Source organism: Qipengyuania gelatinilytica (assembly GCF_019711315.1).
GTDB classification, from domain to species: domain Bacteria; phylum Pseudomonadota; class Alphaproteobacteria; order Sphingomonadales; family Sphingomonadaceae; genus Qipengyuania; species Qipengyuania gelatinilytica.
Window position 1 is genome coordinate 947,675 of sequence record NZ_CP081294.1, and the last position, 17,374, is coordinate 965,048.

A 17,374-nucleotide genomic window follows, 5' to 3' on the forward strand; every position below is an offset into this window, starting at 1 on the left:
CGTCTCTTATCGGACTTTATGCGGCTAGGCTTTACTGGCGTCGGTTCGATCGCGCGTATGCATTCATCATCGATTCGGTTGAAGTTTAGGCGCCCTGCGGCGTAACAGATAATCGTAAGGCATCTCCCATCTCATAAGAACAGAGATGGAACATGCCACAGTACATCCAACTTGCCAACCCGATCGCTCCAGATCGGATGTGGATAGTGGGGACTACGCCGCCTCGCGCAGCTTTTTCAGCTTCTTCAGCGCCATATTGCGCTTGAGGCGCGAGAGGTGGTCGATGAAGAGGATGCCTTCGAGGTGGTCCATCTCGTGCTGGAGGCAGGTCGCCATCAGCCCGTCGAGCTCTTCCTCGTGGGTTTCACCGTCGAGGTCCTGGTAGCGCACGCGGCAGGTGGCCGGGCGGTCGACATCGGCAAAGATGTCGGGGACCGAGAGACAGCCTTCCTGGTAGGTCGCCAGCTCTTCCGCCGGATCGAGGATCTCGGGATTGATGAAGACCCGCGGTTCCTTCTTCACCGGATAGTGGACGTGCTCGTGGCCGCCGTGATTGCAGACCTCGCCCTCGGCTTCCTCGTCTTCGGGCTGGAGGTCGATCACCAGCACGCGCTTGGGCACGCCGACCTGGATCGCCGCGAGGCCGATGCCGGGCGCATCATACATGGTTTCGAACATGTCGGAGACGAGGGTGCGCAGTTCGTCGTCGAACTCGGTAACCGGTTCGGACACGACCTTGAGCCGGGGATCCGGCACTTCGAGAATTTCACGGATAGCCATGGAGGGGCAGATAGGCGCGGAAATCGCGTTTTTCAATTGAATTGGGACGGTCAGAGTGATCGCTTAGCCGAGCGGTCTGCGGGCACGCAGCGCCTGTGCGAGAGTCCCCTCGTCGAGATAGTCGAGTTCGCCGCCGACCGGCAGGCCATGGGCAAGCTGGGTGATGCGCACAGGGAAGCCCTCCAGCCGCTCGGCAAGGTAATGCGCGGTGGTCTGGCCTTCGAGCGTGGCGTTCATGGCGAGGACGACCTCGTCGATACCGCCCTCCTCGACCCGCGAAAGCAGGCTGGCGATGTTCAAATCCTCGGGCCGGATACCGTCGAGCGCGGAAAGCTTGCCGCCGAGCACGTGGTACTTGCCGGTGAACAGCTTTGCCCGGTCGAGCGCCCAGAGATCTGCCACGTCTTCCACCACGCACAGCCCCTTGCCGTCGCGGCGCGGGTCGGCGCAGATGCCGCAGGGGTTGGTCGTGTCGACATTGCCGCAAGTGTTGCATTCGACCAGCGCCTCGCCCACTGTGGCGAGCGCCTCCAGCAGCGCGGGCAGCGCGCTTTCGCGGCGTTTCACCAGCCACAGCACGGCACGCCGCGCGCTGCGCGGGCCGAGGCCGGGAAGGCGAGCCAGCGCGGCGGCCAGCGTCTCGATCTCTTGCGATGCCATGGAGGCACAGATAGGGGGCCGGGGCCGAACACGAAAGGTCACAAGAGACGTCATGCGCATAATCTTCATGGGTAGCCCGGATTTCGCCGTGCCGACGCTGCAGGCGCTGGTCGATGCCGCGCATGAGGTGGTGTGCGCCTACACCCAGCCGCCGCGGCCCGGCGGGCGCCGCGGCAAGGAACTGACCAAGACCGCAGTGCACGAGCGCGCCGAGCGGCTGGGCATCGAGGTGCGGCATCCCGCCTCGCTCAAATCGGCAGAGGAGCAGGAAAAGTTCGCCGCACTCGAGGCCGATATCGCGGTGGTGGCAGCCTATGGCCTCATCCTGCCGCAGGCCATTCTCGACACGCCGAGGCTCGGCTGTCTCAACGTCCACGCCTCGCTGCTGCCCGATTGGCGCGGGGCAGCGCCGATACACCGCTCAATCATGGCGGGAGACGAGGTGACGGGCGTCACCATCATGCAGATGGAGGCAGGCCTCGATACCGGCCCCATGCTCGCCACCGTGCGCACGCCGGTCGAGGACAAGACCACGGGCGAGCTGACCGAGGAACTGGCCGAACTGGGCGCGCAGCTGATGGTGGGCACGCTGATCGACCTCGAGGCCCTTCACGCGGTCGAGCAGGATCATGAGGCGGCCACCCATGCGAAGAAGATCGACAAGGCCGAAGCGCGCATCGACTGGTCTCGCCCCGCCGAAGAAGTGGTGCGGCAGATCCACGGCCTCTCTCCCTTCCCCGGCGCATGGTCGGAACTCGACGGAGCGCGGGTGAAATTCCTGCGAGCGGAAGTAAGCGAGGGTTCGGGAGAAGTTGGAACGGTGCTGGACGACGACCTTGCGATTGCTTGCGGAGAAGGCGCCATCCGCCCAGTCCGCCTCCAGCGTGCCGGCAAGCCCGCGATGGATAGGGACGAATTCCTGCGCGGGAACGCGGTGGGGCAGGGCGCGCGTTTTTCGTGACCCGTTTCGCGCTCACCATTGAATTCGACGGGACACCCTTCGTCGGGCTCCAGCGTCAGGATAACGGGCCGAGCGTCCAGCAGTCGCTCGAAAACGCAGCCTTCCGCGTGACCGGTGAGGACGTGCGGCTGTTCAGCGCAGGCCGCACCGACACCGGCGTCCACGCGCTCGCCATGCGCAGCCACATGGATATCGAGAAGGACATCGAACCCTTCCGCCTGATGGAGGCGCTGAACGCACAGGTCCGGCCCGATCCGATCGCCGTGACGCATTGCGAGATCGTGCCCGACGACTGGCATGCGCGCTTTTCCTGCACCGGCCGCAGCTATGTCTACCGCATCGCGAACCGCCGCGCGCCGCTGACGCTGGAACGCAATCGGCTGTGGCAGGTCCCGCAGGAGCTCGACCACAAGGCCATGGACCGCGCAGCAAAGGCGCTGGTTGGGCTACACGATTTCACCACCTTCCGTTCGGTCCAGTGCCAGTCGCAAAGTCCGGTGAAGACGCTGGACCGGCTCGACGTGGAGCGGGCAGGCGACGAGGTGCGCATCCACGCCGCCGCGCGCAGTTTCCTCCATCACCAGGTGCGCAGCATGGTCGGCTGCCTCGCGCTGGTCGGCATGGGGCGCTGGCGCGAGGAACAGCTCGCCGAAGCGCTGGAGGCGAAGGACCGGCAGGCGCTGGGCCTCAACGCCCCGCCCCACGGGCTCTATTTCGTCGATGCGACCTATCCGGGCGATGCCTGACGTAACGGCACCCTAGCCAAGCCCTTGAACGAGGCGTAGCGAGGCCCACAAACAGGTTTCGTAAAGCAACGAAAGGGAATTGGATGACCACCGGCAAACAGCTTTTCACCACGCTGACCAGCGACGGCACCCTCACGCTCGAACTGGAGGATGTCACCTTCCCCGAGCCGACCGGCAACCAAGTGCTTGTCAGGATGGAAGCCGCTCCGATCAACCCCTCCGACCTCGCCATCCTGACCGGTGCGGCGGATTTCGAGAATGCGGAATATTCGCCCGGCAGGGTCGTCGCCAAGATGCCCGAACCGTTCAACTCGGGCAGCAAGGCGCGCCACGGCCAGAAACTGCCCGCCGGTAACGAAGGCGCAGGCACGGTCGTCGCCACGGGTGACAGCGACATGGCCAAGGCGCTGATGGGCCAGCGTGTCGCCTGCGTACCGGGCAATGCCTTCAGCCAATATGCGATTGCGGATGCCGCCATGTGCCTGCCGCTGGGCGATCATAGCAGCGAGACCGGCGCTTCGAGCTTCGTCAATCCGATGACTGCACTCGGCTTTGTCGAGAACGCCAAGATGGATGGCCAGAAGGCGATCCTGCACACGGTGGGCGCGTCGAACCTCGGCCAGATGCTCAACCGTATCTGCCTCGAAGACGGCATGGATCTGGTCAACATCGTGCGCAAGGACGACCAGGCCGAATTGCTGAAGTCGCAGGGCGCAAAGCACGTCGTGAATTCCTCGGACGACGATTTCATGGACCAGCTGCGCAGCGCCATCGATGAGACGGACGCCTTCTACGGTTTCGATCCCATCGGCGGCGGGCAGATGGTCGACAGCTGCTTCAAGGCGATGGAGCAGGTCGCCGTGTCGAAGATGACGGAATATTCGCGCTACGGTTCGAATCAGGCGAAGCGCATGTTCATCTACGGCCGTCTCGACTTCGGTCCCACCGTGCTGACGCCGGCCTATGGCTTCGGCTGGACGCTGTCGGGCTGGCTGCTGACGCCGTTCCTGCAGAATGCGGGCATGGAAACCGTGATGCGGATGAGGAAGCGCGTGCTCGACAACCTCACCACCACTTTTGCCAGCAGCTACAAGACCAAGGTCGATCTCGAGGGCATGCTGACCAAGGATGCGATCCTCGACTATCGCCAGATGAAGACGGGCGAGAAATATCTCGTCACGCCGCAGGGCTGAGCCTAGCGGCCGTCGAATGATCTCTGGATGGCGGCGGGGTCGGTGATCCCGCCCGCCAACAGCAGCTGGAGCAATATGCGCGCCTTTTGCGGATTGAGCGCGCGGGCAGCGACGAAACTGTTTTCGGTGTCTTCGGGCTCGCGGTCGACGAGGCCTTCATCGGCGCGGCTCGCGCGCACCACGGGTAGGCCGCGTTTCGCCAGGGCCACGAGGGCCTGCCGCGCACTTTCGGGCATATTGCCCTCGCCCACGCCAGCGACGACGATACCGCGCGTTTTCTCGCCAACCTGGCGTTCGACACCTGCCGCATCCAAGCCGGCATAGGCATAGACGATCACGACCTCGGGCAGCTTTTCGCACCAGTCGAAGCTGGCACGGCCACCCTGACGCCACGGCGCACCGAACCATTCGAGGCTCGCCGGCGTCACAAGGCCGATCGATTCTCGCGGGAAACCGCGGAAGGCTTCGGTCCCGCGGGTGCGGACCTTGCGCACGTCGCGCGCGGCAAACACGCGGTCGCCCATGACCACCAGCACACCGCGCCCTGCGGCATTGGGGTCGCTCGCGACACGCACGGCATTGGCGAAATTCCTGAGGCCGTCGTACCCGACTGCATCGGCAGGTCGCATTGCGCCGACCACGACCACCGGCTTGTCGGCAGGCAGCGTCAGGTCGAGCAGGAAGGCCGTTTCCTCGAGCGTATCGGTGCCGTGTGTGACAATCACTCCGCTGCATCCGTCGTCCGCCATCGCGGCGCAGATCGCTTCGTGGAGCGGGCGCCAGACATCCATACCGATATCCGCCGAATCGATATTCGCGATCTGCTTGCCGGAAAGGTCCGCCTCGAGCCCCAGTCCGCCGACCTTCTCGAGATAATCGTCGATGCCGATTTCGCCCGCACGATAATCCTTGGCGATGGCCGACCCGGCGATGCCTGCAATGGTGCCGCCGGTGGCGAGAACTGTGAGCCGTTTCGTCATTGGTCGCAGCGATAGCGGCAATTGTTTTTCCCGTCACCAGCCGCGCAGCGCCCGCTTCGGCTCATGTTTGCGCGCCGAGGTGACGCTGCGCCCGAAGGGACCGCGCACGATAAAGCAATGGCGCTTCCACGAGGCGATAGGCGAGAATTCCGAATGCGGCGGCGGCGACGATCATCAGCACAGCTTCCAGATCGCCCTGCAATGCCGTCCAACCGATTGCGAAGAACACGATCTGATGCGTAAGATAGATCGAATAGGACGCATCCCCGACCAGCTTCATCAGCCGGGTGACTGACCCTCCTCCGATCTTCATCTCGAGCACGGCCAGGAATATGAAGAAGCAGGGCACACCCCAGACCAGCGCTCTCAACGCACTGAGCGAGTTATTGTAGATTGGCGGGGTGAGGTAGAGATTGCCGTCCTTGCCGGGCAACAGCATCGCGATCACGGCCAGCCCGCCGATCGCTCCGGCGAAAACCAGTGACCGCCTAAGCCAGCCTTTAGACCAGAGCAGATAGGCAAGAACGCCAAGCGCAAATTCGAGCAGGATCGAATTGAAGAAGAAGCGCACGCCGACCCAATTGGCTGTGTCGAGCGTAGGGACCAGAACCAGTGCCGCAATGATCGGGATGAGCGACCACGCAGGCAGGCGCAGCATGATGACAACGCTGACGACCACATAGAACACCGCTTCGAAAGCGAGCGTCCAGCCCACGCCGAGCACCGGTGCCTCATAGTCGCCAAAGTCGAAAATCGGAATGAACGTCAGTGTGTTAAGCACCTGCATGGGGACGATCGTCCAGCCCTGCCAGACGATGAGGGCGCCGAACACGGCAGACCATATCCAGAACGAAGGTACGATCCGGTATGCGCGCTGGCGAAGGAAGGTCAGCGCACCCGAACCTCCTTCGTAGCGCTGCATCGAAAGCGCCATGACGAAGCCGGAGATGATGAAGAAGAGATCGACGCCGATCGCACCGACATAGGAGAAGGTCGAAAGCCATTCCGCCGGATTGCCTATCCGGTCTTGTCGTTGGACGGCGTGGATCAGTACCACCAGCATGGCCGCAAATCCGCGGAGCACCTGGACCGATTCCAAGCGGGTCGCCGGTTTGGGATCGGTGTTGGCTACCATACGCACAGTATTCCCAAGTCGCCGTGCACATTCAACCGGTTGGAGGATGCGACGGGACCCATGTCCCAAATCGCAACGGCAAACTGCCGTCTTGACCCAGCGAATAAGCGCGCTAAACGGCGGCCTCCCAGATTGGGGCGCTTAGCTCAGTTGGTAGAGCATCTCGTTTACACCGAGAGGGTCGGCGGTTCGAGCCCGTCAGCGCCCACCAGTTTCGATCGGTCGAAAGCATCCGGCGGATGGTTTTGCATCGAAACTCCCGAGCGCAAGCGACGGGCCACCCACTTACATCGCCATCCAGCTCTGCCACAGCATGTAGGCTGCAACGATGAAGATGATTCCGGCGAAAATCTTCGTCAGTGCGCCGGTGCTCGCGAGCTTGCGCGCCATGCGGGTGCCGAACATGCTGCCGATGATGCCACCGGCCACGAAAATGCCGGCCAGCGCCCAGTCGACCAGTCCCGATATCGCGTAATTGGCCGAGGTGGTGAGGCCGAAGGCGCTGACTGCGACCAGGCTGGTGCCGACAGCGTTGATCATGGGCATCCGCGTCGCTGCGAGCAGGCCCGGGACGATCAGGAAACCGCCGCCGATCCCGAAGAAACCGGAAACCGCGCCCGTGCCCAGCCCCGTGCCGAGCAGCCTTGGCGCATTGTCCTTGCCAAGCCGCACATCCGCGTTGCTCTTGCGGCCCTTGTCACGCAGCATCAGGGCGCCGACGACCAGCATCAGCAGGGCGAAGAGGAACAGCAGCTTCTGCCCGTCGATATTCTTGCCCAGCGTCGATCCGCCCAGGGCGCCAAGGATTCCCGCAGCGGCGAAGGTCATTCCGCAGGGCCATTTCACGGTGCCTGCACGCGCATGGTTGAACAGGCCGCCAAGCGCGTTGGCCGCCACCGCCAGCGCGCTGGTGCCGATCGCAACATGCGGGTTCGAAACCCCGACGACATAGACCATCAGCGGCACGGCGAGGATCGACCCGCCCCCGCCGATGAGGCCGAGGACAAAGCCAACCGCCCCGCCCGAGAGCGCGCCGGATAGCCAGTAAACCCAGTCCATCACTCAAGTTTTCCGGGTTTGACGAGCCATTCGCGGCCCTTGAGCATGCCTTCCCAATAGAGCTTGGGCAGGATGTCGGCCTTGAGCACCCAGGCGCGGCGCGTCGGCTTCGTGCCGTCGAGCGCCCAGTCGGGAAAGCTCGGCAGCAGCTTCCCGCCATATCCGAACTCGGCGAGCACGATCTTGCCGCGCTCGACAGTCAGCGGACAGCTTCCATAACCATCGTATTCGGACGGCATGGGCTTATCGAGAATCGCGGCGATCAGGTTGGTCGCGACGATCGGAGCCTGTTTGCGCACAGCTGCAGCCGTCTTTGCGTTGGGGGTATTCGTACAATCGCCAAGGCCGAAGACGTTATCGAACTGCTTGTGGCGCAAGGTATGCTGGTCGACGTCGATCCAGCCCCCTTCCCCGGCGAGCGGGCTCGACTTGATGAAATCGGGCGCGGTCTGCGGCGGGCAAACGTGGAGCATGTCGAAATCCACCGTCTTGCTGCCATCGGCGGTTTCGAAATTCGCGGTCTTCGCGCTGCCGTCTACCGCCGTGAGGCGCTCGTTGAGGTCCAGCGAGATGCCGTAGCGCCCGACATATTCCATCAGTGCCGGGACATAGTCGGCCACGCCGAACAAGACGCCGCCCGCATTATGGAAATGCACGTCGATATCGGACAGCACCCCGCGGCGGTCCCATTCGGAGCACGAGAGGTACATCGCTTTCTGCGGCGCGCCGGCACATTTGATCGGCATGGGCGGCTGCGTGAACAATGCACGGCCCGAACGCAGGCCCTGCACAAGCTCCCAGGTATAAGGCGCGAGGTCGTAGCGATAATTGGAGGTGACCCCGTTGCGCCCCAGCGTATCCGACAGACCCTCTACCCCGTCCCAGTCGAGCTTCAGGCCCGCAGCGACAACAAGGAAGATGTACTTGATGCGCGAACCGTCTGCGAGGACAACGGTATTGTTGTCGGGTTCGAATGCCGTGGCGGCCTGGCGGATCCACGAAACATAGTCTGGCATGACCGAAGCCATGTCGCGCTCGGTCTGTGTTGCCTCGAATACGCCGCCCCCGACCATGGTCCAGCCGGGCTGGTAGTAATGCTTGTCGGAAGGCTCGATGATGGCGATCCGGAGACTGGGCTCACGCTTGTGCAAGGATGCCGCAGTGGCAATTCCTGCCGCACCTCCGCCGACGATTACGACTTCGAATTCGGAAGTGCCGTTAGTCATGAGCTACCTCGCAATCTTTATATTAGATAATCCTGATATATTGCGGGCACGCCGGAATCAAGGGCAACTAGGGCTGGATCGCAGCATCGATGGCCGCGCGCGCCTCTTCGCCCGACCAGTCATAGTCCCCGCGGACCCTCCAGACCTCCTGCCCCTGCGCATCGTATAGCACGGTTGTGGGCAATTCCCCGCCGCCAAGTGCGAAACCGAGTTCTGCCTGCCGGTCCATCCACGACGGAAGGTTCTCATATCCGCCCGCTTCGAAGAATGCCGCGACGCGTTTCGGGTCGCCCATGTCCTGGCTGACGGTCACGACGCGCAATGTGTCGCCATATTCGCCAGCCAGATCGTCGAGCATCGGCATTTCCTTCACACACGGGGCGCACCAGGTCGCCCACAGGTTGAGCAGGACGGGTGTGCCCTGGAGCGCGCCGAGATTGAGCTCGCGCCCCTTCAGATCGGTGACATTCATCGCGGGCAGCAATTCGCCCGCCATGCTGCGGTCGATCTCGCCGCTTGCCGCACTTGAAGCACCGCTTTCTTGCGCCTGCTCCGGCGCGCCACTATCGCAGCCGGCGACAGCAAGACCGAGGATGGTAAAGAGCGTGAGCGACAAGCGGGACAATTCGGGCTCCAACAGCATGTGGGGCGGCAGGTTCGCCGAAGGACCTAGCGCGATCATGCGCGAAATCAACGCCTCGATCCCCTTCGACAAGGCTCTTTGGCGCGAAGACATCGCCGGCAGCCGCGCGCATGTCGCCATGCTGGCAAAGCAGGGCATCGTCAGCGAGGCGGATGCCAAGGCAATCGACGAAGGCCTACAGCAGGTCGCAGCCGAGTACGAGCGCGACGGCGTGCCCGAGGACTGGGACCTCGAAGACATCCACATGACCGTGGAATCGCGCCTCACCGAGATCGTGGGGCAGGCCGCGGGCCGTCTCCACACGGCGCGCAGCCGCAACGACCAGGTCGCGACCGATTTCCGCATGTGGGTGCGCAGCGCCATGTGCCGTGGCATCGCAGGCATCGACGCCGTGCTGGGTGCATTGGTCGACCGCGCCGAAGAGCACGCGGACAGCATCATGCCGGGCTTCACCCACCTGCAGACAGCGCAGCCGGTAACGCTCGGCCACCACCTGCTCGCCTATTTCGAGATGCTGATGCGCGACCGTTCGCGCTTTGCCGATGCGCTCGACCGGATGGATGAATGCCCGCTCGGATCGGCGGCGCTGGCGGGAACGGGCTTCGACCTCGACCGCGACATGACGGCCGAGGCACTCGGCTTCGCGCGCCCGACCCGCAACAGCCTCGATGCAGTGTCCGACCGCGATTTCGCGCTCGATTACCTGATGGCGGCGAGCCAGTGTTCGCTCCACCTCAGCCGCCTCGCCGAGGAGTTCATCATCTGGGCCAGCCAGCCGTTCGGCTTCGTCAAACTGCCCGACACGCTGTCGACCGGCAGTTCGATCATGCCGCAAAAGCGCAATCCCGACGCGGCCGAGCTCGTTCGCGGCCATGCCGGGCGCGTGATCGGCTGCGCGACCAGCCTGATGGTCACGATGAAGGGCCTGCCGCTCGCCTATTCCAAGGACATGCAGGACGACAAACCGCCGGTATTCGAAGCAGCAGGCCTGCTCGACCTCAGCCTTGCCGCGATGGCCGGAATGGTGGCGGACAGCCAGTTCCAGACCGCCCGGATGCGCAAGGCCGCCGAGGCCGGTCACGCGACCGCGACCGACCTTGCCGACTGGCTTGTGCGGCAGGCGGATATCCCGTTCCGCGAGGCGCACCACATCACCGGCGCAGCGGTAAAGCTGGCCGACGAGAAGGCCGTCGCGCTCGACGGCCTCTCGATCGAAGACCTCAAAGCGATCGACAGCCGCATCGACGAACGGGTGTTCGACGCTCTTTCGGTCGATGCATCCGTCGCTGCACGCGCGTCCTATGGCGGCACGGCACCGGTCCGTGTTAGGGAGCAGGTCGAAGCCGCGCGCAAGCGGTTGGAGGACAGGTAAATCATGCGCTTAATCACCGTTCTCGCCCTTTCCGCTGCGCTATGCGCCTGCGGCCAGAAGGCCGATCTCGAACCCGTGGCGGGCCAGACCCTGCCGCCCAAGCCGTTCGGCGCCGAGACGCAGCCCGACGCGCAGGACCTGCTCGCGCTGGACCCGCAGGCCGCGCCCGATCGCTCGGTGGAGCTCAGGACCCGCTCGGAAGAGCGCGAGGACGATCCCTTCGACCTGCCGCCTGAGTGATTTGCAGGCCGCAAAGCACAGTTTGTTAGACAGGCGCGGGGACATTCGGCACAGGGCAGCCCCATGGACCATTTCCAGATCCGCAACGGCATCCTCCATGCCGAAGACGTCGCCCTCCCGGTCATCGCCGAAGAAGTCGGTACGCCGGTCTATGTCTATTCTCGCGCCACGCTGGTGCGCCATGCGCGCGTGTTTCGCGATGCGCTGTCGGGGCTGAAAAACCCGCACATCGCCTTTGCCGTGAAAGCCAATCCCAACCTCGCCGTGCTGCGCGTGCTGGCGAAGGAAGGCTATGGCGCCGATGTCGTATCGGGCGGCGAGCTGATCCGCGCGCTGGCAGCCGGCATGAAACCCGAAGACATCGTCTTTTCCGGCGTCGGCAAGACGCATGCAGAATTGCAGCAAGGCCTCGAAGAAGGCATCGGCCAGTTCAATATCGAAAGCGAGGAAGAGGGCTACGAACTCGCTTCGATCGCGCGTCGTTTCGGCAAGACCGCGGCCTGCGCGCTTCGTGTCAATCCCGACGTCGATGCCCGCACGCATGAGAAAATCTCTACCGGCAAGCGCGAGAACAAGTTCGGTGTCCCGCTCGACCGCGCAGCCGAAATCTATGCCAGCCTTTCCCAGGAAGACGGGCTCGACATGCGCGGCATCGCCGTCCACATCGGCAGCCAGCTGGGCGATCTCGAACCTCTGGAAACCGCTTTCGGCAAGCTTGGCGAATTGATCGCACAGCTGCGCGAGACGGGCTGCAAGGTCAGCCATGTAGACCTGGGTGGCGGACTTGGCGTGCCTTACAAGACCGGCGAGGAACTGCCCGCACCTGCCGAATACGGCGCGATGATCGAACGCGTGACGAAGGACTGGGATGTCCAGCTCATGTTCGAACCCGGCCGCGTCATTGCGGGCAATGCAGGCGTCCTGCTCACCCGCGTTATTCGTGTGAAGCGCGGTATCGAACGTCCCTTCGTGGTGGTCGACGCGGCCATGAACGACCTTGCCCGCCCTGCCATGTACGGCGCCTGGCACGATTTCGAAGCCGTCCAACCGACTGGCGAGAAGTCGGTTTCCCATATCGTCGGCCCGATTTGCGAAACGGGCGACACCTTCGCGATGGACCGCGAATGCGACACGCTTGTCGCAGGCGATCTGGCAGTCTTCCGGACCGCCGGTGCCTATGGGGCGACCATGGCATCGAGCTATAATTCACGCGGTTTCGTCGCCGAAGTACTTGTCGACGGCGACCAGTATGCCGTGGTGGCTGATCGCATCCCCGCCGGTGCGATCATGGATGCAGAGCGCGTTCCGGCCTGGCTCGACGACTGATGCATTCGCTCCCGCTCTTCCACCGGATCGCGGGACAGCGCGTCGTCGTGGTGGGCAATGGCGAGATGGCAGAGGCAAAAGCGCGGCTGGTCGAACGCGCCGGTGGTGTTCCCTGCGCCGAGACCGAGGCACATCACGCCAAGATGGGGTTCGTCGCGCTTGACGACCCGCGCGCTGCGGAAGCTGCCGCCCTGCGGCTCAAGCGGCTTGGCCTGCTGGTCAATGTCGCCGACCGGCCCGAACTGTGCGATTTCACCCTGCCCAGCATTCTCGAACGTGGCCCTGTCATCATCGCGGTGAGCACCGGCGGTGCGTCGGCAGGCCTCGCAAAGCACCTGAGGCTGCGGCTCGAGAAACTGCTCCCGCAGGGTCTTGGCGCGCTCGCGGAAGGGCTTGCCGCAGCGCGCGAGCGGATCAGAAACCGGTTTCCGGACGGTACGGAGCGCCGCCGGGCAATCGACGAAGCCCTTGGCGAGGGCGGGACGCTCGACCCATTCGCGCAAGCCAGCAGCGAGCGCATAGATGAGTGGCTGGACACTACCGCCGCGCCAGAAGGTGACCGTGTCCTGCAGTTCGATATCGCCAGTGACGATCCCGATGATCTCACCGTTCGGCAGGCCCGCGCCTTGGGTACGGCTGACGTCGTCCTCCACGACGAGGCCATCTCCGAAGCGGTGCTGATCCGCGCACGGGCCGATGCCTTGCGTGTCCCGCTGCCCGCCGATCCGGCGGGACATGACGGTCAGGTCCTAGTGCTGCGCCGCGCCGACTAGAGCACCAGCACCTGCTCCTTCGCGCCGAGGCCGATCTCGCTGAAATAGCGCGCCAACATGTCAGCGGTATTGTCGCTCAGCGCGATATGCGCCCTGCGGCGATCGTGCGGGTCCGGAATGCGCACGAGCAGGTCGGTATCGACCATCTGCGAAATCCACCGCAGCGCCGTGGTGGCCGGAACGCCGGCAGCAATACACAGCGAGGTCACGCACACCTGCTGCCGCTCCGAACGCGATGCCGCGAGATCGAGCAGGATATCCCATGCCGGATCCGCGAACAGATCCGCATCAAAGAACTTGGCGCGCGCCTGGCGACGGGCGATAAGCGCACGGATTACCGGCCCCTCGGGCAAACGCGGCACCGCCGTGTTTTCGCTTCTGACAACATACTCGTCACCCGCGCCGCGCCAGGCACTGCTCGAGGCTTCCAGCCGGAATGCCCCGCCTCCTTCGCGCTGTCCGGGCGAGAGTTTCTCCAGCCGCTCTGCCATGCCGGCGACCTGTTCGGTCAGGCGCAGCAGCATCAGCCTGTCTTCCTCCGCAAGTTCGCGCAGGCGCAGGTTGGGCACATGGGCCAGAGAGCGACCGATCGCGATCACCCGTTCCGCGTGCCCCGGATCGACGAGGATTTGCGCGCCCGACATCGAAAAGCAGCCGAAGACCGCATCGAGCGCATCCATCGTGGTAGAGACAATCAGCTGCGCCCCCGACTTGCCCGCCCGCATGTCGAGCCGCGAGAGCAGCGCCATCGCGCCAGCATCCGGCTCCACGCAGTCGACAAGCACGAGATCGCCAAGGCCCCCGGATGCGCCGCTGGCATATTCATCGAGGCCGCAGCATTCGAGCACGCGATAGCCCGCCGCCTCGGCATCTTCGCGCATCTGCGCGCGCACGGCATCACGATCGGCAAGAATGGTGACCGCCAGCTGGATTCCAGCGCCGTCATGGACAGGTTCGTAAGCGAAATCGGCTTGCATCGACTCGTTCTCCTTACCGTAAGATTGCGAACGTAGTGAGAACAAATACAGATCGTGTCAAGAATTTGAAGCTGTTACCGTTTTGAGTTGAACCTTTCGCCCATCTGCTGCGACTAAAGGGCCATGACGCAGAGGGGCACAGGTCAGCCGGATACGGCAAAGCTGTTTGACGAACTACTGGTGACCCATGTCCAGTCAGGCGATCGCCGCGCAGGTGAACGCTTGGCAGCCCGCTGGCATCCCCGCCTGCTCCGCACGGCAAACCGCCTGATGCGCGACGAGGAAATGGCGCGTACCGCTGTCCAGGAAACGTGGATTTCGATCCTGCGGAGCATTGCGACATTGCGCGATCCGTCGCGCTTTGCACCCTGGGCTTTCGGCATCCTGAGACGCAGGTGCGCCGATGGCATCAGGCTGGCGCAGGCTAGGCGATCGAGGCGCGGCGAAATGCCGGCCGCACCGGCCACGCCCGCGACCAGCGAGGATGCGATCGGACTGCGCGAGGCATTCGACGCTTTGCCTGACGACCAGCGGTTCGCCGCGCAACTGTTCTTTGTCGAGGGCCTGACCCTCGCCGAAATCGCGGAGGTGCAGGACATACCGACCGGCACTGCGAAATCGCGGATTTTCCATGCCCGCCAGAAATTGAAGGCGGCCCTAACCGGAGACGATCAATGACCGGAATCGACAACCAGATCAGCACCGCGCTGGACGAGGACGACAAGGCTTTCCTCGCCTCGCTCGACGAAGAACGCGGCATGTTCCGCCAGATCGGAGACAGCATGCACGGACCCTTGGGCGGGTGGGCAAAGTTCAGTTTCGCGATCGCGATCCTGATCGGCATCGGCCTCGCCTATTCCGTCTTCAGGGCGGTCACCGCCGACACCCTCCAGCCGATGGTCGGCTGGGGCATGACCACGCTCGGCCTGCTGGTCATGCAGGGGTTCCTGAAGGAATGGATGTTCGCCCGCATGAACATGCTGAGCGTGCTGCGCGAAGTTAAGCGCCTGCAATTGCAGGTGGCGATGCTGGAGAAGCGCTGAAGCGCGATCAGTCCATGAAGGGATCGCGCATCAGGATCGTATCGTCGCGCTCGGGGCTGGTGGAAACCAGCGCGACGGGCGTTTCGATTAGTTCCTGGATGCGCTGGACATATTTGACCGCATTGGCGGGAAGGTCCGCGAAGCTGCGGGCGCCTGCCGTGCTCTCGCTCCAGCCGTCCATCGTCTCGTAGATCGGCTCGACCTCGGCCTGGTCGGCGGCATGGCTCGGGAAGTAGTCATAGACATTCCCGCGCAGGCGATAGCCGGTGCAGATCTTCACTTCCTCGAGACCGTCGAGCACGTCGATCTTGGTCAGCGCAATGCCGGTGACGCCGCTGATCGAACAGCTCTGGCGCACGATGACGGCATCGAACCAGCCCACGCGGCGCTGGCGGCCGGTGACGGTGCCGAATTCATGGCCCCGCTCACCAAGGCGCTGGCCGACCTCGTCCTCGAGCTCGGTGGGGAACGGGCCGCTGCCGACCCGCGTGGTGTAAGCCTTCACGATGCCGAGCACATAGCCGGTCGAATTGGGGCCAAGCCCGCTTCCCGACGCTGCCGTGCCGCTGACCGTGTTCGAGCTGGTGACGAAGGGATAGGTGCCATGGTCGATATCGAGCAGCACGCCCTGCGCGCCTTCGAACAGGATCCTGGCGCCAGCCTTGCGGACCTTTTTCAGGCGCTTCCACACGGGCTGCGCATATTGCAGCACGAAATCGGCGATGCCGCGCAGTTCCTCGAGCAGGGCTTCGCGGTCGACGGGCGGCTGGTCGAAACCGGCACGCAGCGCATCATGGTGCGCGCACAGGCGGTCGAGCTGCGGTTCGAGGCTGTCGAGATGCGCAAGGTCGCAAACGCGAATCGCGCGGCGGCCGACCTTGTCTTCGTAAGCCGGGCCGATGCCGCGACCCGTAGTCCCGATCTTGCCCGCGCCTGCCGCGGTTTCGCGCAGGCCGTCGAGATCGCGGTGGATCGGCAGGATGAGCGGGCAATTGTCCGCCACGGCAAGGTTGTCGGCGTTGATCGTGACGCCCTGGCCTTCAAGCTTTTCCACCTCGGCCTTCAGGGCCCAGGGGTCGAGCACGACGCCATTGCCGATAATCGAGAGCGTGCCCGACACGATGCCCGAAGGCAGCAGCGAAAGCTTGTAGACATTGCCGTCGATAACCAGCGTATGGCCGGCATTGTGACCGCCCTGGAAACGCACGACGGCATCGGCGCGGCTGGCGAGCCAGTCGACGATCTTGCCCTTGCCCTCATCGCCCCACTGGGCGCCGATCACGGTGACGTTGGCCATTAGTTAAAGTCCTGCAATGTGGGATGCTCAAACGCGCGCGGCACTAGGCCTATATTGGGCACGGGGCAAGGCGCAGCTGAGGAAACATCCGCCGAGTTCTCCATTGGTGTTGCAAAGGAGACCTTATGACCGATTACCCCACGCTACCCCTGAATGACGGCCGCCAGATTCCCCAGCTCGGCTTCGGCACCTGGCAAATGGAAGAGGAAGACGCGCCCGAGGCCGTCTCGACCGCGATCGATGTTGGCTACTGGCTGATTGATACCGCCGCGATCTATGGCAACGAACGCGGTGTCGGCAAAGGCGTGGGCGACTGGTCGGACATCTTTCTCCAGACCAAGATCTGGAACGAGAGCCAGGGTTACGAGCGGACCCTCGCTGCAGCAGGCAAGTGCCTCGGACGGCTTGGCCGCGACCATGTCGATATGCTGCTGATCCACTGGCCCTGCCCTGCGAACGACCTGTTCGTGGAAACGTGGAAAGCGCTGATCGAACTGCGCGACCAAGGCAAGGCGAAGTCGATCGGCGTGTCGAACTTCCGCGAGGAGGACCTGCGCCGCATCATCGACGAAACCGGCGTGACCCCGGCACTCAACCAGATCGAACTGCACCCCAGCTTCCAGCAGCGCGAGATGCGCAAGGTGCACGATGAACTGGGCATCGTGACGCAGAGCTGGTCGCCGCTCGGACAGGGCAAGGGCATGTCGAACGACGTCATCCAGGCGATTGCGGAAGAGACGGGCCAGCCGGAAACCGCCGTCATCCTGCGCTGGCATATCCAGCATGGCCTCTGTCCGATCCCCAAGGCGTCGAGTCGCGATCATATCGAGGCGAACTTCAAGGCCCTGTCCTTCGAACTGTCGGACGAGCAGATGGGCCGCATCGACGATCTCGACGATCCCGATGGTCGCATGGGTCCCGACCCTGCCGACTTCAACGGCTGACAATCGTCTTTCGGGCGGC

General features: G+C 63.8%; 19 protein-coding genes and 1 tRNA gene. 11 read left to right on the plus strand and 9 right to left on the minus strand.

All coding sequences use genetic code 11. The features are described 5' to 3' along the window. Positions 1-213 precede the first annotated feature (213 nt). Complete coding sequence (locus K3136_RS04740) at positions 214-780, minus strand: peptide deformylase (RefSeq protein WP_221431744.1); 567 nt, start codon at positions 778-780, stop codon at positions 214-216. Positions 781-843: 63 nt separating this feature from the next. After that, entirely contained in the window at positions 844-1,440 is a 597-nt protein-coding gene (gene recR, locus K3136_RS04745; RefSeq protein ID WP_221431745.1) for a recombination mediator RecR, read from the minus strand. A 52-nt stretch (positions 1,441-1,492) separates the two neighbouring features. Between recR and fmt the strand changes: the two genes are divergently transcribed. From fmt to K3136_RS04760, 3 genes are all read left to right on the plus strand, one after another. Beyond that, positions 1,493-2,401 (plus strand): methionyl-tRNA formyltransferase, encoded by a 909-nt coding sequence (gene fmt / locus K3136_RS04750; protein WP_221431746.1) that lies wholly within the window; start codon positions 1,493-1,495, stop codon positions 2,399-2,401. Next, on the plus strand, positions 2,398-3,147 hold the full coding sequence (gene truA, locus K3136_RS04755) for a tRNA pseudouridine(38-40) synthase TruA (RefSeq protein ID WP_221431747.1): 750 nt from the start codon (positions 2,398-2,400) through the stop codon (positions 3,145-3,147). The genes fmt and truA overlap by 4 nt, the downstream gene beginning before the upstream one ends. A gap of 83 nt (positions 3,148-3,230) precedes the next feature. After that, entirely contained in the window at positions 3,231-4,340 is a 1,110-nt protein-coding gene (locus tag K3136_RS04760; protein ID WP_221431748.1) for a zinc-binding dehydrogenase, read from the plus strand. 2 nt (positions 4,341-4,342) lie between these two features. Here K3136_RS04760 and K3136_RS04765 read toward each other — a convergent pair whose 3' ends face one another. Continuing rightward, complete coding sequence (locus K3136_RS04765) at positions 4,343-5,320, minus strand: asparaginase (protein ID WP_221431749.1); 978 nt, start codon at positions 5,318-5,320, stop codon at positions 4,343-4,345. Positions 5,321-5,381: 61 nt separating this feature from the next. Next, positions 5,382-6,455, minus strand: a complete 1,074-nt coding sequence (locus K3136_RS04770) for an acyltransferase family protein (RefSeq protein WP_221431750.1) — start codon at positions 6,453-6,455, stop codon at positions 5,382-5,384. A 135-nt stretch (positions 6,456-6,590) separates the two neighbouring features. On the opposite strand from K3136_RS04770, the gene K3136_RS04775 reads away from it, so the two are divergent. Further along, a tRNA-Val gene (locus tag K3136_RS04775) sits at positions 6,591-6,666 on the plus strand. A 74-nt stretch (positions 6,667-6,740) separates the two neighbouring features. Here the strand turns inward: K3136_RS04775 and K3136_RS04780 are convergent. From K3136_RS04780 to K3136_RS04790, 3 genes are all read right to left on the minus strand, one after another. Then, positions 6,741-7,514 carry a sulfite exporter TauE/SafE family protein gene (locus tag K3136_RS04780; protein WP_221432218.1) on the minus strand — a complete coding sequence of 258 codons (774 nt, stop codon included), beginning with the start codon at positions 7,512-7,514 and terminating at the stop codon, positions 6,741-6,743. After that, positions 7,514-8,740 (minus strand): NAD(P)/FAD-dependent oxidoreductase, encoded by a 1,227-nt coding sequence (locus K3136_RS04785; RefSeq protein ID WP_221431751.1) that lies wholly within the window; start codon positions 8,738-8,740, stop codon positions 7,514-7,516. Before K3136_RS04785 ends, K3136_RS04780 begins: the two co-directional genes overlap by 1 nt. A 67-nt stretch (positions 8,741-8,807) precedes the next feature. After that, on the minus strand, positions 8,808-9,365 hold the full coding sequence (locus K3136_RS04790; protein WP_247711435.1) for a TlpA family protein disulfide reductase: 558 nt from the start codon (positions 9,363-9,365) through the stop codon (positions 8,808-8,810). Positions 9,366-9,381: 16 nt separating this feature from the next. Here K3136_RS04790 and argH point away from each other — a divergent pair, with 16 nt between their 5' ends. From argH to K3136_RS04810, 4 genes are all read left to right on the plus strand, one after another. Next, positions 9,382-10,755 carry an argininosuccinate lyase gene (gene argH, locus K3136_RS04795; protein ID WP_221431753.1) on the plus strand — a complete coding sequence of 458 codons (1,374 nt, stop codon included), beginning with the start codon at positions 9,382-9,384 and terminating at the stop codon, positions 10,753-10,755. Positions 10,756-10,758: 3 nt separating this feature from the next. Then, a complete protein-coding gene (locus K3136_RS04800) occupies positions 10,759-10,995 on the plus strand; it encodes a lipoprotein (protein ID WP_221431754.1) in 237 nt (78 codons plus the stop codon). Between the two features lie 63 nt (positions 10,996-11,058). Next, positions 11,059-12,321: a diaminopimelate decarboxylase gene (lysA, locus tag K3136_RS04805; protein ID WP_221431755.1), complete on the plus strand. Its 1,263-nt coding sequence runs from the start codon at positions 11,059-11,061 to the stop codon at positions 12,319-12,321. Further along, on the plus strand, positions 12,321-13,094 hold the full coding sequence (locus tag K3136_RS04810) for a precorrin-2 dehydrogenase/sirohydrochlorin ferrochelatase family protein (protein WP_221431756.1): 774 nt from the start codon (positions 12,321-12,323) through the stop codon (positions 13,092-13,094). The genes lysA and K3136_RS04810 overlap by 1 nt, the downstream gene beginning before the upstream one ends. Here the strand turns inward: K3136_RS04810 and K3136_RS04815 are convergent. Next, positions 13,091-14,071: a helix-turn-helix domain-containing protein gene (locus K3136_RS04815; protein WP_221431757.1), complete on the minus strand. Its 981-nt coding sequence runs from the start codon at positions 14,069-14,071 to the stop codon at positions 13,091-13,093. The genes K3136_RS04810 and K3136_RS04815 overlap by 4 nt on opposite strands. Positions 14,072-14,194: 123 nt before the next feature. Between K3136_RS04815 and K3136_RS04820 the strand changes: the two genes are divergently transcribed. Both K3136_RS04820 and K3136_RS04825 read left to right on the plus strand, forming a co-directional pair. Further along, a complete protein-coding gene (locus tag K3136_RS04820) occupies positions 14,195-14,749 on the plus strand; it encodes an RNA polymerase sigma factor (protein ID WP_221431758.1) in 555 nt (184 codons plus the stop codon). Beyond that, positions 14,746-15,114 (plus strand): DUF6768 family protein, encoded by a 369-nt coding sequence (locus K3136_RS04825; RefSeq protein WP_221431759.1) that lies wholly within the window; start codon positions 14,746-14,748, stop codon positions 15,112-15,114. Before K3136_RS04820 ends, K3136_RS04825 begins: the two co-directional genes overlap by 4 nt. Before the next feature lie 7 nt (positions 15,115-15,121). Here K3136_RS04825 and K3136_RS04830 read toward each other — a convergent pair whose 3' ends face one another. Next, positions 15,122-16,411 carry an adenylosuccinate synthase gene (locus K3136_RS04830; protein WP_221431760.1) on the minus strand — a complete coding sequence of 430 codons (1,290 nt, stop codon included), beginning with the start codon at positions 16,409-16,411 and terminating at the stop codon, positions 15,122-15,124. Between the two features lie 125 nt (positions 16,412-16,536). On the opposite strand from K3136_RS04830, the gene K3136_RS04835 reads away from it, so the two are divergent. Then, complete coding sequence (locus K3136_RS04835) at positions 16,537-17,355, plus strand: aldo/keto reductase (protein ID WP_221431761.1); 819 nt, start codon at positions 16,537-16,539, stop codon at positions 17,353-17,355. Positions 17,356-17,374 lie beyond the last annotated feature (19 nt).

Excerpts from the sequence above, each read along its gene's own strand:
- K3136_RS04825 (WP_221431759.1), top strand. The coding sequence starts at position 14,746 with ATGACCGGAATCGACAACCAGATCAGCACCGCGCTGGACGAGGACGAC.
- K3136_RS04785 (WP_221431751.1), bottom strand. The coding sequence starts at position 8,740 with ATGACTAACGGCACTTCCGAATTCGAAGTCGTAATCGTCGGCGGAGGT.
- K3136_RS04780 (WP_221432218.1), bottom strand. The coding sequence starts at position 7,514 with ATGGACTGGGTTTACTGGCTATCCGGCGCGCTCTCGGGCGGGGCGGTT.
- K3136_RS04830 (WP_221431760.1), bottom strand. The coding sequence starts at position 16,411 with ATGGCCAACGTCACCGTGATCGGCGCCCAGTGGGGCGATGAGGGCAAG.
- K3136_RS04770 (WP_221431750.1), bottom strand. The coding sequence starts at position 6,455 with ATGGTAGCCAACACCGATCCCAAACCGGCGACCCGCTTGGAATCGGTC.
- K3136_RS04820 (WP_221431758.1), top strand. The coding sequence starts at position 14,195 with ATGACGCAGAGGGGCACAGGTCAGCCGGATACGGCAAAGCTGTTTGAC.
- K3136_RS04815 (WP_221431757.1), bottom strand. The coding sequence starts at position 14,071 with ATGCAAGCCGATTTCGCTTACGAACCTGTCCATGACGGCGCTGGAATC.
- K3136_RS04835 (WP_221431761.1), top strand. The coding sequence starts at position 16,537 with ATGACCGATTACCCCACGCTACCCCTGAATGACGGCCGCCAGATTCCC.
- fmt (WP_221431746.1), top strand. The coding sequence starts at position 1,493 with ATGCGCATAATCTTCATGGGTAGCCCGGATTTCGCCGTGCCGACGCTG.
- K3136_RS04810 (WP_221431756.1), top strand. The coding sequence starts at position 12,321 with ATGCATTCGCTCCCGCTCTTCCACCGGATCGCGGGACAGCGCGTCGTC.
- lysA (WP_221431755.1), top strand. The coding sequence starts at position 11,059 with ATGGACCATTTCCAGATCCGCAACGGCATCCTCCATGCCGAAGACGTC.
- K3136_RS04765 (WP_221431749.1), bottom strand. The coding sequence starts at position 5,320 with ATGACGAAACGGCTCACAGTTCTCGCCACCGGCGGCACCATTGCAGGC.
- recR (WP_221431745.1), bottom strand. The coding sequence starts at position 1,440 with ATGGCATCGCAAGAGATCGAGACGCTGGCCGCCGCGCTGGCTCGCCTT.
- K3136_RS04740 (WP_221431744.1), bottom strand. The coding sequence starts at position 780 with ATGGCTATCCGTGAAATTCTCGAAGTGCCGGATCCCCGGCTCAAGGTC.
- K3136_RS04800 (WP_221431754.1), top strand. The coding sequence starts at position 10,759 with ATGCGCTTAATCACCGTTCTCGCCCTTTCCGCTGCGCTATGCGCCTGC.
- K3136_RS04760 (WP_221431748.1), top strand. The coding sequence starts at position 3,231 with ATGACCACCGGCAAACAGCTTTTCACCACGCTGACCAGCGACGGCACC.
- argH (WP_221431753.1), top strand. The coding sequence starts at position 9,382 with ATGTGGGGCGGCAGGTTCGCCGAAGGACCTAGCGCGATCATGCGCGAA.